This window comes from Staphylococcus sp. NWU MKU2 (assembly GCF_033283605.1).
GTDB classification, from domain to species: domain Bacteria; phylum Bacillota; class Bacilli; order Staphylococcales; family Staphylococcaceae; genus Staphylococcus; species Staphylococcus haemolyticus.
The window spans coordinates 76,922-91,096 of sequence record NZ_JAVSMH010000001.1; the positions used below are offsets into that span (position 1 = coordinate 76,922).

Genomic DNA, 14,175 nt, shown 5'->3' on the forward strand with positions numbered 1-14,175 from the left:
AATCCCTCTATTTCTTCAACTTTTTATTATTTCCAACAAAATCCTTAAATGCTTGACGAGACATTGTGTTAATTACTCGATCTTTATTTACAAACCCTTTTTGAGCAGTGGCTACACCATATTTCATAAAGTCTAAATGATCAATATGATGAGCATCTGTATTAATTGTTAATTTTACATTAGGATATTTTTTAACTGTTTCAGCATTTAAGTCTAATCGCTTAGGATTTGCGTTAATTTCCATTATTGTATTTGTTTCTTCTGCTAACTTCATTAATCGATCGATATTCGGTTTGTACCCTTCTCTTCGACCGATAATACGTCCTGTTGGATGAGCGATGTGTCGTACATATGGATTTCGACATGCATTTTCCAAACGTTTCATAATCTCTTCTTCTGATTGATTAAAGCTTTGGTGAATAGCAGCTATAACATAGTCAAGTTGTGATAACACATCATCATCATAATCTAACGAGCCATCAGGAAGAATATCCATCTCTGTGCCTGAATAGATATCTATTTCTGCATATTCTTCATTTAGCTTCTTAATTTCTTCATTTTGACGTAATAAACGTTCAACTTGTAACCCATTTGCGACTTTAAGGCTTTGTGAATGGTCAGTAATCACCATGAATTGATAGCCTTTTTTTATATTTGCTTCAATCATATCTCTAATAGAAAAAGCACCATCACTATATGTGGTATGCATATGAATATCTCCGTTAATATCATCCAAAGTAATAATATCACTTAAATCTTTATCAAATTCGCTACCGTCTTCACGTAAAGCGGGTGCAATCCATTCACTACCGAAATGTTGATAAATCTCTTCCTCACTCTGTAACTGTAGTAAAGAGCCATCTTGCTGTTCAATTCCATATTCACTTATTTTTTCATTTTGCGCTTTAGCCATTTGTCTTATACGAATGTTATGATCTTTAGAACCTGTAAAATGTTGTAATGTGTGATAGAACGCAACTGGCTCAATAAGGCGAAAATCTACGCCAATAGTCTCATCATCGTACGTCAACTCTAATGAAACTTTCGTTTGGCCAACAGCAACATCTTTCACTTTATTAGGTATATTTAAAAGTTGTTGTTGTACTTCGTCTGGATGCTCCGTACTAATAATATAATCCAAATCTTTACTCATTTCTTTATAACGACGGAAGCTTCCTGCTTCTGAGTATCTCTCAATACTATCAATTGTTTCTAAATAATCGATTATGACACGATTTAAACCTCGCATAGTGTCTATTGGATAGCTATCTTTTTTTGCTCCTAAAGCTTTAACTGCTTCAAGTATATTTTGTTCAGTTTTTTTAGCAAAACCACTTAGTTCGCTCACTTTTCCACTTTCACAAGCCAATTGTAAACTTTCTTTATCTGTAATATTAAGTTCTTTATATAATTTAGCTATTTTTTTACTACCTAATCCTTGAATCTTCATCAATGGAATCAAGCCTTCTGGAACAAGTTGTTGTAATTCTTTTAAATAACTTGATTCACCTGTTTTACGATATTCATCAATGACTTCCCCTACACCTTTACCAATACCTTTTAATTCAGTAACATCCTCAATTTCATCAAGTGGTCGTTCATCAATTTCTAAGCTTTGAGCTGCTTTTCTATACGCAGATACTTTAAACGTATTTTCCCCTTTTAATTCCATATATATAGCTATTTTTTCTAATAATTGAATTACATCTTTTTTTGTCATTCCAATCACTCCATAAAAAGAAGACCAGGACATTTAACAAAGTAGCCTTGTCCTGACCTTATATCAGTTTTGTTTTATAAATTTAAAATATAAGACGAGAAAAATGGTGTATGAAACAAGATAAGTTTGCCTATGTACGCATGTTGTAAATTGTGTTGTAACCACTCAATTGGATACAATGCTAGCACATAGATTGATAACTGTATTGCAACGACTGCCATCACTACACTTATTAAACTACCAAATTGTCTACTGATTTGGTTAATCATTCGATACGTCACTATATTATCAAAAGTAATTATTATAAGATATAAAATCAACTTACAAAGTGAGGCAATTAGTAAAAATGCAATAATTGTATCAAAGCGTTGCTGCAAATCATTAAAATGAAAAGCATACTTCATATCATATGCAATTGTCTTTGGAAAAGGTATAAATACAATTAACTGCGAACTAATTCGCTGATAAAATTGATGTGCTATAACTAATGAGACTATCGTTGAAAATAAATGTAAACTATTCAACCATACCCCTCTTCTATACCCTATAATAAGACCATACACAATTATAATAGCTATCGTAAAATCAATAATCATCTATTCTTCTCGTTGTTTTAATTGTTGTATTTCTTGTAATAGTTTACGATTTTCTTCTTCTAATTTAACCTTTTCATGCATAATATTAACCGCTGTTAGGATTGCTTTTCTTGTAGTATCTAATCCTGTTGATTTACGTCCCATTTCTTTTAACTTTTCATCAACTAAATGTGCTACGTAACGAATATGCTCGGGGCTGTCTTCACCAATGATAGTATAATTCTGATCGTTAATCGTGACATTGATTCGATTTCTAAATTCTCCCATAGCAATAACTCCTGACATTATTTATTTTTTAAGCCTATCAATGGTTACATGTAAATAACCATCTCATCTTGTACTTCGATTTAGTATGCACTTTACGCAATTTATGTAGTAGAATATCACAACTTATTATACATTAGGATATGTTGTTTGGTAAGTAGCTAACGCGTAATCATTTTAATTAATGTAAATTTGAACTATATAACTGTTCTGATGAACGTCCTTAATATGTTATGCTTATCTATGTTTTATTATATTTTTAAAAGTGAGGATCAACTAGCTTATGTCAAACGTCGTTCATAAATTATCAGAATCTGAAATCCAACATCTCTTACAACAAATTACATTTGAAACATCTCAATTACCTCCAGGAATGAAAGCGAGAACTAAATACAAACAATCTGTGATAAATATTTATAATTCAGGCAAAGTCATGTTTCAAGGAAAAAATGCGGAAGCTGTTGCCCAACAATTACTTCCAGATCATACCACTACTTCCAAGAATTCATCATCTTCTAACCAATCTTCAGGTGAAACATTAGCTTATAATCATTATAATTGTATAGGAAGTGATGAAGCAGGAAGTGGTGACTACTTCGGCCCTCTAACTGTTTGTGCTGCTTATGTGTCTAAGGAGAATGTTAAAATTTTAAAAACACTTGGTGTGGATGATTCAAAAAAATTAAATGATCAAAAAATAATCGAACTTGCTGAACAATTGATTACATTTATTCCTCATTCACTTTTAACGCTTGATAATCCAAAATATAACGATAGACAGGCTATTGGTTGGTCCCAAGTTAAAATGAAAGCTGTATTACATAATGAAGCTATCAAAAACGTCACCCAAAAAATTAATTGCAATGAGTTAAATTATATCGTAATTGATCAATTTGCAGTACGTGGTGTTTATCAACGCTATGCTTTAAGTTCACTACCTTACCCACAAAAAACTAAATTTGAAACGAAAGGTGAATCTAAAACATTAGCAATCGCAGCTGCTAGTATTATTTCAAGATACGCCTTTGTTAAACATATGGATCATATATCACATAAAATGAAACAAGATATCCCTAAAGGTGCTAGTAATAAAGTAGATTTGATAGCTGCTCAAATTATTGATAAACATGGAATAGAAACATTAGATATGATATCAAAAAAACATTTTAAAAATCGACAAAAAGCCCAAAATTTAGTGACTAAAAAATATAAATAAATTTATAAAGAGACGAATTCCATTAATACAGAATTCGTCTCTTTCACTTCATTATCTAATTGTAGCACCTTGAGCTTGTAATGCTTCCAAAATCTTATCATGAATTTTAGATACGCGTTCATCAGTTAAAGTGTCTTCTGTGTCTAAATAATTTAGTCGGATTGCTACTGATTTTTTGCCTTTTTCTAAATGTTCACCTTCATAAACATCAAATACTAATGTACTTTGTAAGATGTCTTCACCATTATTATGAATAATTTGTTTCAATTCAGAAGAAGGTACATCATGATTAACTTCTAATGCAATATCTCTTGTCACACCAGGGAATTTAGGGATTTGTTCATAATTAATATATCCAACCGCTACTTGCATCATTGCATCATAATTTAATTCAAACACATACGTGCGTTTTAAATCATTATCTGCTGCAACTTGTGGGTGTAATTCACCAATGAAACCAATGTCTTGTCCTTCTAAAGATACAATCGCTGTACGTCCTGGATGTAAACCTTCAATTTTTCCAGCTTTATAACTAAATTCTAAATTTAATTTTTCCGCAACTCGGTCTACAACTCCTTTAGCGATAAAGAAGTCAATTTCTTCCTTTTTACCTTGCCAAGCATTAACAGCATATTCTCCAGTTAAAATACCACTTAAATATTCAACTTCATCTGGAAGTTCGCCTTCACCATTGCCAAAGAAAACACGACCAACTTCATATAATCTAACATCTTTATTTTTACGAGCTACATTATATGCAGTTGCTTCAATTAAATGCGGTAATAAGCTCTGACGTAAAGTAGCATGTGCTTCACTCATAGGCATTAATAAACTGATTGTTGGACGTTCTTGAAGTGCGAAGTCCTTAGCATGATCTTTAGAAACTAATGAATATGTGATTGCTTGGTTCAATCCAGCACCTTCAAGCGTTTCTTTAACGGTACGTGTTTTATGTTGACGATCCGTTAATTCTCCACTTGTTACTTCGCCAAATACTGGTAATGATGAAGGGATTTCATCGTAACCATAAATACGTGCGACTTCTTCAATTAAGTCTTCTTTAATAGTAATATCTTTACGACGTGAAGGCACATTGACCGTTAATGTTTCGCCTTTTAATGTTGTTTCGAAACCTAATTGTTTAAAGATAGCTTGAATTTCGTCATTAGACAAATTAAAACCAATTGTTTTGTTTACCTTTTCAGCTGTAATATCGATTGGTGTCACAAATGATCCTAAATCTCCTGAAGATACTCTATCTTTTAGTACTTCACCAGAAGCTAATTCTTGTAATAAGTAACATGCTCTGTCAACCGCTTCGTCAACAAATTCTGTTGCGATACCTTTTTCAAAACGACTAGAGGCTTCACTACGTAAGTTTAAACGACGTGAAGTGTGACGAATTGATACTGGGTCGAATATTGCACCTTCTATTACTACGTTAGTAGTTTGTTCAGTTACTTCTGAAAAGTCGCCACCCATTACGCCTGCCAATGCAATAGGTTCTTGACCATTAGAAATAACGATATCAGTGTCTACTAGCTTGCGCTCATTATTGTCTAATGTAGTCATTGTCTCTTCATCTTTCGCTTGTCGTACAACAATTTCTTTAGAGCCGATATGATCTTGATCAAACATGTGTAACGGTTGACCATATTCTAATAAAACATAGTTTGAAATATCTACAACATTATTAATAGGTCGTATGCCTGCTTTTATTAAACGTGCTTGCATCCAAATTGGAGATGGTTCTATGCTTACGTTTTTAACAACACGCGCACTATAATAAGGGACTTTTTCAGGATTATTGATTGTTACTGATAATTCATTTGTTGCAGATTCTGAAGTTTCGTTACTTTGAGTAGCTGGTTTCGTCATTTCAGTTTGATATAATGCCGCTACTTCATACGCAGTCCCAACCATACTCAATGCATCGGCACGGTTAGGTGTTAAATCAAATTCCATCACTTGATCATTTAAATATAGTGCTGTTAATGCATCCGTTCCTGGCTCAACTTCTGTCGGAAAGACAAAAATACCATTTTCATATGCTTTAGGTACCACATTACTTGAAATACCAATTTCTTGTAATGAACAAATCATACCTTCTGAACGCTCACCACGTAATTTAGCACGTTTAATTTTAATGCCTCCTGGTAAGCGACCACCAACTTTCGCAACAATGACGTGTTGACCAGCATCTACATTGGGTGCACCGCAAACGATTTGAACAGGTTCTTCCTCACCAATGTCTACTTGGCAAATATTTAATTTATCTGCATCAGGATGCTTTTCTTTTGATTGAATATAGCCGACTACTAGATTTCTAATATCTTTTGTATAATCAATCATGTCATCTACTTCAATACCTGTACGGGTAATACGTTCTGCTAAATCTTCAACCTCAACCCCTGCATCTACGTAATCTTTTAACCATTCATTAGAAATCAACATTATGCTTCACCTCTATCTTCAACAGCTTTAAATTGTTCAAGGAATCGAACATCATTTGTATAGAAATGACGAATATCTTCAATACCATATTTCAACATCGCGATACGGTCAGGACCCATACCAAATGCGAAACCAGAATACTCATTGGAATCGAATCCGGCCATTTCAAGTACATTCGGGTGCACCATACCCGCACCTAAAATTTCAATCCATCCTGTATGTTTACATACGTTACAGCCTTTACCTTTACATTTGAAACATGATACGTCCACTTCTACAGAAGGTTCAGTGAATGGGAAGTAACTAGGACGTAATCGAATTTCACGGTCTGCACCGAATAATTTTTTCGCCACTAATTCTAATGTACCTTTTAAATCACTCATTTTAATGTTTTTATCAACAACAAGTCCTTCAATTTGTGTGAACTGATGACTATGTGTCGCATCATCTGAATCACGGCGATAAACTTTACCAGGACAAATAATTTTAACTGGTCCTTGTCCATTGCGTTTTTCCATTGTGCGTGCTTGTACTGGAGATGTGTGTGTACGCATTAAGATTTCATCAGTAATATAAAAACTATCTTGCATATCACGTGCCGGATGGGATTTAGGTAAATTTAAAGCTTCAAAGTTATAATAATCTTGTTCTACTTCATAGCCATCAACAATTTCGTAACCTAGACCTAAGAATAAATCTTCAATTTCTTCAACTGTTCGTGTTAAAGGATGTTTAGAACCTATACTAATTTGTCGACTTGGCAATGTTACATCGATTGTTTCTTCTGCTAATTGTTGATTTAATTTTTCATTTTTTAACAATTCTTGCTTCTCATCTAATTCTTTTTGAATTGTTTGACGTAGTTCATTTACTTTTTGACCATATGCTGGCTTTTCTTCATTAGGTAAATCTTTCATATTTTTCATTAATCCACTTACTGAGCCTTTTTTACCTAAGTATTTAACTTTAACATCTTGTAATTCGCGTTCATTTTGAGCTTCATTAATATCAACAAGTGCTTGTTGTTTTAATTCTGCCATTGAATCGTTTTGAGTCATTGACTTACACCTCTCACATTATATTCACTATTTATTGTTAACATTTTTTCATAAAAAAAGACTTCCATCCCAAAACTGGGACGAAAGTCTTTCCGTGGTACCACCCAAATTTATGCATATGCATACACTTGTAAACGTTGGTAACGAAGACGTACTCCGACTTAAATTTCTTTAAGTAACCAAAAAGATGAAAGAAACTAATACATGTTGGAGTAAATTGCAGTCACGTTTACTCTCCCTGTACAACACTTTATATCAGTTAAGGTCTTTTTATCGGTTATATTTTCAATTTTTATAACATAAGTTATTAATTTACATTGATTATTGTGTACATCTAAGTATAGCCGATTTTATTTCTCAGGGTCAACCTTTCAAATGATAAAGTAAAATACTTCCAGCAATAGCTACGTTTAAGCTTTCCGCCTTGCCGTAAATTGGTATTGTTAAATTTTGTGATGTTTCATTTAATAATGCCTTGTTCACACCTTCACCTTCATTACCTAGTAATAAGGCAAATATATCTTGAGATGCTACCTCCTTATATGGTTGCGCATTCTCAAGTGCAGTACCATAAACTGGTCCATTAAAATCAGCGATAAATGTTTTCAAATCTGCGGTAATAACCGGAATATGAAATACACTACCTTGACTTGCTCGTAAAACCTTGTCTTGATATGGATCGGCTGTACCTTTTTCCATTACAATCAAATCTATTCCCGCTGCATCAGAAGTACGAATTAATGTGCCTAAATTACCCGGATCTTGAATACGATCGATTAATAATACTTGTTTTGCTTGCGTAACATCATATTTAGGCTTTTCAATTACAGCAAAAAAACCTTGAGGTGTTATCGTACCTGATAATGATTCTGCAACTTTCATATTAATTTCAAATGTCTCTTCAGCATAATCCTTAAGCGCTTCATCTGTTCTATTTGGTTCAATTACAAATAGTTGCTTAATGACAATGCCGCTTTGGTAAGCTTCTTCGATTAAATGAATACCTTCAATCAATGCTTGTCCAGTTTTATCACGATCTCGCTTTTTCTTTAATTTATTCGCATTTTTTATCTTACTGTTTTGTGCTGACGTAATTTGTTCCATATAGTTCTCCATTTTATAGTAGCTATTATTGATGTTGTTTACTAATTTATATTAACATAACTAAATCGATTATAATGGAAACTTAAACATTATATGTATAACCATTTTTATCGCCGATTATTATAAAATTTGATTATTGATAAAAAAAGAAGCATCGAACAAAATTAAATTGTCCATGCTTCACTAAAATCATTAAGTCGATTATTTAGAAACGACTTCTTCACCGTTGTAAGAACCACAGTTTTTACATACGCGGTGAGATAATTTGTATTCTCCACAACTTGGGCATTCAGTCATACCAGGTACTGAAATTTTGAAGTGAGTACGACGTTTGTTTTTTCTAGTTTTAGACGTTCTTCTTTTTGGTACTGCCATGATATATCCTCCTTAATATTAAACACATATCTTAAGTGTTAGGTCATTAAATCATTATACAATAATATAAAACAACCTGCTATTACTCTTTATCGTATAATTGTTGTAATTTTTGAAGCCTAGGATCAACTTGTTGCGTTTGGGAATCATCATTGTCTTTTTCTTTTTCAAGTTCGATCATTTGATCTTCGTCAATAACTTCCCAACCATTACCTTCTGTAAGCATCTGATCGCTATTCTCAGAGAAAGCTCTCATCGGTTTCTCAATGATTACCAATTCTTCAGCAATGTCTCGAATATTAATCATACCATCAGTAGCTAGATGATAGTGTTCATCCTCTTCTACTTCTTCATCGGTATAACTATTATAACCTTCCAAATCAAATATTTCAGATGTTCTTACATCTAAAGGAACTTCCACAGGTACAAGCGTACGTGCACAAGGCATTGTATATGTTCCAGTTAAATGAATATCTGCAATAACTTCATTGGCTTTAACGGTTAATTCACCTTCAACATTGATTTCTGATAAATCAATCAAGCCTAAAGGTTCTTTTAAATGTTCAAAATTTGCCGTTTGATTGAATTCAAATGGCTTACCTTGATATTTTCTTAATTGCGTTATTGACCATTTCATATGGCTTCACCTCTAACAAACACAAAATTTATTTTAACTTTACAAGTATAAGTTGTCAAGATTTTTTCTTAACATACTTTCATCTGTTACAATACTAATAATGAATATCGAAAGGATGAATTGCAAATGAAAAGTGTTGGACTAATCACAGAATATAATCCATTTCATAATGGCCATTTATATCACGCTCAACAATCTAAGTTACAGTCCGACGCGGAGATAAGTATTGCAATTATGAGTGGCAATTTCGTCATGCGTGGCGAGCCAGCAATTTATAATAAATTCTTGAGAACAAAGATGGCTTTGTCAGGCGTTGATTTAGTTGTTGAACTTCCAGCGATTGCTAGTCTTTCATCGAGTGATTATTTTGCAACTTTTGCAATTAAAGTAGCTCACTATTTAGATATCGATACTATTGCATTTGGTAGTGAAACCAATGACATTTCACGTCTAGAGAACGTAGCATCTAATATTAACTCGCTTGAACAATCGTCATATTTTCAAGATTTAATTAAACAAGGGAACAGTTACGCCAAAATTGTACATGACCTAATTGATGATCAACAAGTGTTACGCTCTCCTAACAATATACTTGGTGTAGCATACATAAAGGCCATTAGCAATATAGCTCCAACTATAAAAAGAATCGCTATCCAACGTCAATCTACCGCACATCACGATCAAGAGATTAAACATGACAGTTTCGCAAGTGGCTCAGCTATTAGACACGCTTTATTAAATAAAGAAAATACCTGGAAAGATGTCGTACCAACAGATATAAAGCATTTATATGAAACGCCTCACCTTTTGAAGAAGCAAACGTTTAATTTTATTAAATATAATATTTTAAGTCGTTCCTCTGAAGAATTATCACACATTTATACCATGTCTGAGGGCTTTGAACATCGTCTCAAATCAAACATTCAAAATGCGCAAGATTTCGACACGTTTATGTCTTTAATTAAAACTAAACGTTTCACATACACGCACATACAGCGCGTTCTGATGCAAATATTACTAAATATTAACAAAAGTGATTTTGATGATGAAATTCGGGGAGTGCGAATTCTAGGCATGAATCAAAGAGGGCAACAGTATTTAAAGCACTTAAAAAAACAATTCCCTAATCGCTTTTATGTAACAAATATTAACAAGGAAACTGCCTCTTTATTTAAAAATGAAATTAAAGCAACTCATATTTATAATTTAATATCTGGTCAAAGGGCTAATGATTTTAATACACCTGTGATTATTAATAAAAAGAACTAGGACTGAGAAATGCTTAATTTAAAGCTTTTTCTCAGTCCTAGTCGGCTAATGCGGATTAAATGTAGACCTATACAAATTAAATTTGCCTCGTATAATTTTGAGTGGAATTATTTTAACCTCATCTATTACTTTTTAAATTTTTCTTTTAATGCTTTCTCGACATTTGGAGGTACAAAATCTGATATATCAGCTTTATATTGCGCCACTTCTTTTACGACGCTCGAACTAATAAAAGAATAGTTTGTACTAGTCATCATATACATCGTTTCTACATTACTATTTAGTTTTTTATTCATTGATGTTAGTCTTAATTCATACTCAAAATCACTGACTGCTCTCAAGCCTCTAATGATTGTTTGAGCACCAATTTTGTCACAAAAATCTACTAACAAACCGTTATAATTATGTACTTCAACATTTGATAAATGTTTTACAGATTCTTCAATTAATGCCATTCGCTCGTCAATATTAAACGTCCCAGTTTTATTACTATTCTTTAACACACAAATATGTAATTCATCAAAGCGCCCTGCACTTCTCTCGATGATATCGATGTGTCCATATGTAATAGGATCAAAACTACCAGGAATGACCGCCTTCGTTTTAGCCATTTTGCTCTCCTTTTTCTAGTAACAAAGTATCAGTAAGACCATAGTGATATTGTTTAATCACTTTAAATCCATTTGTGTTGATTTGCTCATGATTGCTAAACTCACAAATGATGATACCATTTTCTTTCAATAAATTAAACTCTGCAATTTGCTCTAAAGCTTTATCAATCAAACCTTTATTATATGGAGGGTCAAGAAAAATATAGTCAAATTGAATCTCTCTCTTATTTAAAGCTTTCAGTGCACGATCAGCATTATTTTTATAGACCTCAGATTGATCACGTAGGTCTAATTGATTTAAATTAGCTTGTGTCACTTTGACAGCTTTAAAATTTTGATCTACAAATATGACTTTTTCCATACCACGAGATAATGCTTCAATACCTAATGCGCCACTTCCAGCGAATAAGTCTAAACCTAAACCATGTACTTCTTGTAAGCTATTAAATATACCTTCTTTCACTTTATCCATAGTTGGACGTGTATTACGACCTTCTAAACTCTCTAAGGCTTTACTTTTATGTTTTCCAGCAATAACTCTCATCTTGACTTACACTTCCATTTCTCTAGGTTATTTATTATAATTTGTTGTAAAAAGGAGAAGGATTATATTATGAAACAGTCATTTATCGTATTGGGAGAAGGATTAACAGACCTATTTGAATTTAATACCTTAATAGAATACAACCATCTCCGGATAAATAAAATTGTATACTTTCATACACCACAATCTTCAAAACAACTTTCATCAGTTGCAATGATTATGAATCCAACTTCAGGTAATCATTTCCAAGCTATGTACATCATGCTTGATGCGCTTAAATATCCATATCCTGACAGCAATAAAAAATTTGAACTCATTAATAATCAAGCAAATCAATATAATGTACCTATATTCGGTATAGATGTACAACCACCAGAAGCGTTCCACACGTTAGACCAATACTTTAAGTATTTGATAAGTGTATTACGACTACAAAATTGGATTCCACCCATGCAATAAAATTATAGAATTTCATGTTTTTCTTTTTCATAAGTTTTTTTCAAATATTTATACGGTGATCCGTCTATATCCACAACGTATTTTAGTTTCATTAATTTATGAACAATTGCATCTGCGTCATTTTCATTAACATACAATACAACATATTTACGTTGTTTATTCGTATAAATAATATGTCCATACTTTCTAATTTGACGCTCATGCTTAATATGTTTTAAATAAACGATCAAACTCACTCTTGGAATTAATTCCATACTATACACACTCCATTTATTATGCATAATAACTATACCACGACTATTTATATTATAAAATCCTTTAATCCCATGAACTGTATCCCTGTGCATCAAATAGCTATTTACTTTTTCGTTGGTGTGAAGTTTGGTACGCTTAATTCAATAATAACAAGGAGGCAATATAAATGACGATCAAAAAACGATGGGTTCTTAATTTAAGTTTAGCAAGCGTTAGTTTTTTGGGTAGCTTATTTTTTATAAATAAAGGTAACAAGGTAAATAAAACTAAAGAAATCCCTAAATTCTTTAATGGTAAGGCACCATACATTTTTGCACATAGAGGCGGCATGGCAGTGAGACCTGAGCAAACAAAATTGGCATTCGATAACGCCGTCGCTAACAAGTTAGATGGTTTTGAAACGGATGTTCGACTTACTAAAGATGAAAAACTAATTGTCTTTCACGATGCCACTGTAGATCGTACTACAAATGGTTCAGGCAAAGTAAGTGATTATAGAGTTTCAGAATTAAAGCGTTTAGATGCTGGTTATCACTTTAAAGATATTAATGGCCAATTTCCATATCGTGGTCATGATGAAGCAAAAATTTTAACTTTTGATGAGCTTTTAAAAATGTATCCTAATATGTATATTAATGTTGATTTAAAAGATGCACCAGATAGTTATGAAGGAACAGTTGCGCCAACAAAAATGTATGAAGATATTATTAATAATCAAGCACAAGATCGCGTACTTGTAACTAGCTTCTACAAAGAACAAAATGATCGCTTTAGAGAAATAAGTAAAGGACAAGTTGCTATTGGAGCAAGTCAAAAAGAAGTTGCAGAAGGATTTATCAAATTTAATTTAGGATTAGGAAATAAGTATCAACCCGTTGCTGATACATTTCAAATGCCGACCCAATTTAAAGGTATTCCATTGACTTCTAAACGTTTTATTCAATGGTTAAACTTATTAAATATAGTGCCTGGATTTTACGGAATTAATAGCACTGACCTAATGACCGATTTATATCATAAAGGTGTTCATACATTAGTAACAGATCGCCCAGATTTAGGTAAACAATTCAAATCAAGTCTCAACATTGAGAAATAAACGCGCTATAAAGTAAAAGGAGAAAGAAATCAAATGCAATATGATTTCTTTCTCCTTATTTTATGACAAACTACAATTACAAGTACCACCTGTCGCACATCCATCATGACCTGTTTTAAAGAATGGATTTCCCGCTTCAATTTTGACATTTTCCGAAACTGAAAATGCTATTTTACTTACTACTTCATCAATTAAATTTTGTAGAGCTACCTCTTTAGATTTGTAATCCATGACGACTGGTAACATTTCATAAGCTCTTTTACGTCTTCTTGTTTCTAACATAACCTTTTGATAATCAGGATGATATTTCCCAAAACGCATAACTTCATCATAAGCAACTTTAGATTTCAAAAAAGCCTGATACATAAGATGTGCTTCATCATCATTGTTTAGCATCTCTTGTGCTGCGCGAAAATCATGATAAAGTTCAGATTGAACAATCATATCCGATAGTCCTTCTATATCATCAAGAATTGACATTGTTTCTTCTGTATACAATGTATGGTTCCCCTTCCAT

Annotated in this window: 16 protein-coding genes; 4 read left to right on the forward strand and 12 right to left on the reverse strand. The window is 32.6% G+C overall.

Translation table 11 applies throughout. From position 1 onward, the window contains the following. Positions 1–7 precede the first annotated feature (7 nt). The 3 genes from polX to zapA form a co-directional block, all read right to left on the reverse strand. Positions 8–1,720 (reverse strand): DNA polymerase/3'-5' exonuclease PolX, encoded by a 1,713-nt coding sequence (gene polX / locus SBL15_RS00460; RefSeq protein WP_037536239.1) that lies wholly within the window; start codon positions 1,718–1,720, stop codon positions 8–10. 74 nt (positions 1,721–1,794) lie between these two features. Further along, positions 1,795–2,316 carry a CvpA family protein gene (locus SBL15_RS00465; RefSeq protein ID WP_107611881.1) on the reverse strand — a complete coding sequence of 174 codons (522 nt, stop codon included), beginning with the start codon at positions 2,314–2,316 and terminating at the stop codon, positions 1,795–1,797. Next, on the reverse strand, positions 2,317–2,583 hold the full coding sequence (gene zapA / locus SBL15_RS00470) for a cell division protein ZapA (RefSeq protein ID WP_317954857.1): 267 nt from the start codon (positions 2,581–2,583) through the stop codon (positions 2,317–2,319). It abuts the gene before it with no gap. Between the two features lie 280 nt (positions 2,584–2,863). Here zapA and rnhC point away from each other — a divergent pair, with 280 nt between their 5' ends. Continuing rightward, the gene (gene rnhC / locus SBL15_RS00475) at positions 2,864–3,796 is read left to right on the forward strand and encodes a ribonuclease HIII (RefSeq protein WP_317954859.1); all 933 of its coding nucleotides are present in this window, start codon (positions 2,864–2,866) and stop codon (positions 3,794–3,796) included. A 51-nt stretch (positions 3,797–3,847) separates the two neighbouring features. Here rnhC and pheT read toward each other — a convergent pair whose 3' ends face one another. The 5 genes from pheT to SBL15_RS00500 all read right to left on the reverse strand — a co-directional run bounded on the left by pheT (position 3,848) and on the right by SBL15_RS00500 (position 9,424). After that, positions 3,848–6,250: a phenylalanine--tRNA ligase subunit beta gene (gene pheT / locus SBL15_RS00480; RefSeq protein ID WP_107613523.1), complete on the reverse strand. Its 2,403-nt coding sequence runs from the start codon at positions 6,248–6,250 to the stop codon at positions 3,848–3,850. Beyond that, positions 6,250–7,308: a phenylalanine--tRNA ligase subunit alpha gene (gene pheS / locus SBL15_RS00485; RefSeq protein WP_037536224.1), complete on the reverse strand. Its 1,059-nt coding sequence runs from the start codon at positions 7,306–7,308 to the stop codon at positions 6,250–6,252. Before pheS ends, pheT begins: the two co-directional genes overlap by 1 nt. 363 nt (positions 7,309–7,671) lie before the next feature. After that, the gene (locus tag SBL15_RS00490) at positions 7,672–8,412 is read right to left on the reverse strand and encodes a TrmH family RNA methyltransferase (protein ID WP_037536222.1); all 741 of its coding nucleotides are present in this window, start codon (positions 8,410–8,412) and stop codon (positions 7,672–7,674) included. A 201-nt stretch (positions 8,413–8,613) separates the two neighbouring features. Beyond that, positions 8,614–8,787: a 50S ribosomal protein L32 gene (gene rpmF / locus SBL15_RS00495; RefSeq protein ID WP_002435373.1), complete on the reverse strand. Its 174-nt coding sequence runs from the start codon at positions 8,785–8,787 to the stop codon at positions 8,614–8,616. 82 nt (positions 8,788–8,869) lie between these two features. Beyond that, positions 8,870–9,424, reverse strand: coding sequence for a YceD family protein (locus SBL15_RS00500; protein ID WP_107611878.1), 555 nt, complete (start codon positions 9,422–9,424; stop codon positions 8,870–8,872). Positions 9,425–9,550: 126 nt separating this feature from the next. Between SBL15_RS00500 and SBL15_RS00505 the strand changes: the two genes are divergently transcribed. Next, positions 9,551–10,693, forward strand: a complete 1,143-nt coding sequence (locus SBL15_RS00505) for a nucleotidyltransferase (protein ID WP_107611877.1) — start codon at positions 9,551–9,553, stop codon at positions 10,691–10,693. Positions 10,694–10,818: 125 nt separating this feature from the next. Here the strand turns inward: SBL15_RS00505 and coaD are convergent, their stop codons facing one another. Together coaD and rsmD are read right to left on the reverse strand one after the other, a co-directional pair. Then, on the reverse strand, positions 10,819–11,304 hold the full coding sequence (coaD, locus tag SBL15_RS00510) for a pantetheine-phosphate adenylyltransferase (RefSeq protein ID WP_011276104.1): 486 nt from the start codon (positions 11,302–11,304) through the stop codon (positions 10,819–10,821). Beyond that, positions 11,297–11,848 carry a 16S rRNA (guanine(966)-N(2))-methyltransferase RsmD gene (gene rsmD / locus SBL15_RS00515; RefSeq protein ID WP_107611876.1) on the reverse strand — a complete coding sequence of 184 codons (552 nt, stop codon included), beginning with the start codon at positions 11,846–11,848 and terminating at the stop codon, positions 11,297–11,299. The genes coaD and rsmD overlap by 8 nt, the downstream gene beginning before the upstream one ends. A gap of 69 nt (positions 11,849–11,917) precedes the next feature. On the opposite strand from rsmD, the gene SBL15_RS00520 reads away from it, so the two are divergent. Continuing rightward, positions 11,918–12,307, forward strand: coding sequence for a hypothetical protein (locus tag SBL15_RS00520; protein ID WP_037536215.1), 390 nt, complete (start codon positions 11,918–11,920; stop codon positions 12,305–12,307). Between the two features lie 2 nt (positions 12,308–12,309). Here SBL15_RS00520 and SBL15_RS00525 read toward each other — a convergent pair whose 3' ends face one another. After that, entirely contained in the window at positions 12,310–12,561 is a 252-nt protein-coding gene (locus SBL15_RS00525) for a DUF2129 domain-containing protein (RefSeq protein ID WP_037536213.1), read from the reverse strand. Between the two features lie 167 nt (positions 12,562–12,728). On the opposite strand from SBL15_RS00525, the gene SBL15_RS00530 reads away from it, so the two are divergent. Beyond that, positions 12,729–13,658 carry a glycerophosphodiester phosphodiesterase gene (locus SBL15_RS00530; RefSeq protein WP_107611875.1) on the forward strand — a complete coding sequence of 310 codons (930 nt, stop codon included), beginning with the start codon at positions 12,729–12,731 and terminating at the stop codon, positions 13,656–13,658. Positions 13,659–13,718: 60 nt separating this feature from the next. Here SBL15_RS00530 and SBL15_RS00535 read toward each other — a convergent pair whose 3' ends face one another. Next, complete coding sequence (locus SBL15_RS00535; protein WP_037536210.1) at positions 13,719–14,156, reverse strand: YlbF family regulator; 438 nt, start codon at positions 14,154–14,156, stop codon at positions 13,719–13,721. Between the last annotated feature and the right edge of the window lie 19 nt (positions 14,157–14,175).

Bases quoted from the DNA above. Each gene is read 5' to 3' on its own strand.
- polX (WP_037536239.1), bottom strand. From the start codon at position 1,720: ATGACAAAAAAAGATGTAATTCAATTATTAGAAAAAATAGCTATATAT.
- SBL15_RS00465 (WP_107611881.1), bottom strand. From the start codon at position 2,316: ATGATTATTGATTTTACGATAGCTATTATAATTGTGTATGGTCTTATT.
- zapA (WP_317954857.1), bottom strand. From the start codon at position 2,583: ATGGGAGAATTTAGAAATCGAATCAATGTCACGATTAACGATCAGAAT.
- rnhC (WP_317954859.1), top strand. From the start codon at position 2,864: ATGTCAAACGTCGTTCATAAATTATCAGAATCTGAAATCCAACATCTC.
- pheT (WP_107613523.1), bottom strand. From the start codon at position 6,250: ATGTTGATTTCTAATGAATGGTTAAAAGATTACGTAGATGCAGGGGTT.
- pheS (WP_037536224.1), bottom strand. From the start codon at position 7,308: ATGACTCAAAACGATTCAATGGCAGAATTAAAACAACAAGCACTTGTT.
- SBL15_RS00490 (WP_037536222.1), bottom strand. From the start codon at position 8,412: ATGGAACAAATTACGTCAGCACAAAACAGTAAGATAAAAAATGCGAAT.
- rpmF (WP_002435373.1), bottom strand. From the start codon at position 8,787: ATGGCAGTACCAAAAAGAAGAACGTCTAAAACTAGAAAAAACAAACGT.
- SBL15_RS00500 (WP_107611878.1), bottom strand. From the start codon at position 9,424: ATGAAATGGTCAATAACGCAATTAAGAAAATATCAAGGTAAGCCATTT.
- SBL15_RS00505 (WP_107611877.1), top strand. From the start codon at position 9,551: ATGAAAAGTGTTGGACTAATCACAGAATATAATCCATTTCATAATGGC.
- coaD (WP_011276104.1), bottom strand. From the start codon at position 11,304: ATGGCTAAAACGAAGGCGGTCATTCCTGGTAGTTTTGATCCTATTACA.
- rsmD (WP_107611876.1), bottom strand. From the start codon at position 11,848: ATGAGAGTTATTGCTGGAAAACATAAAAGTAAAGCCTTAGAGAGTTTA.
- SBL15_RS00520 (WP_037536215.1), top strand. From the start codon at position 11,918: ATGAAACAGTCATTTATCGTATTGGGAGAAGGATTAACAGACCTATTT.
- SBL15_RS00525 (WP_037536213.1), bottom strand. From the start codon at position 12,561: ATGGAATTAATTCCAAGAGTGAGTTTGATCGTTTATTTAAAACATATT.
- SBL15_RS00530 (WP_107611875.1), top strand. From the start codon at position 12,729: ATGACGATCAAAAAACGATGGGTTCTTAATTTAAGTTTAGCAAGCGTT.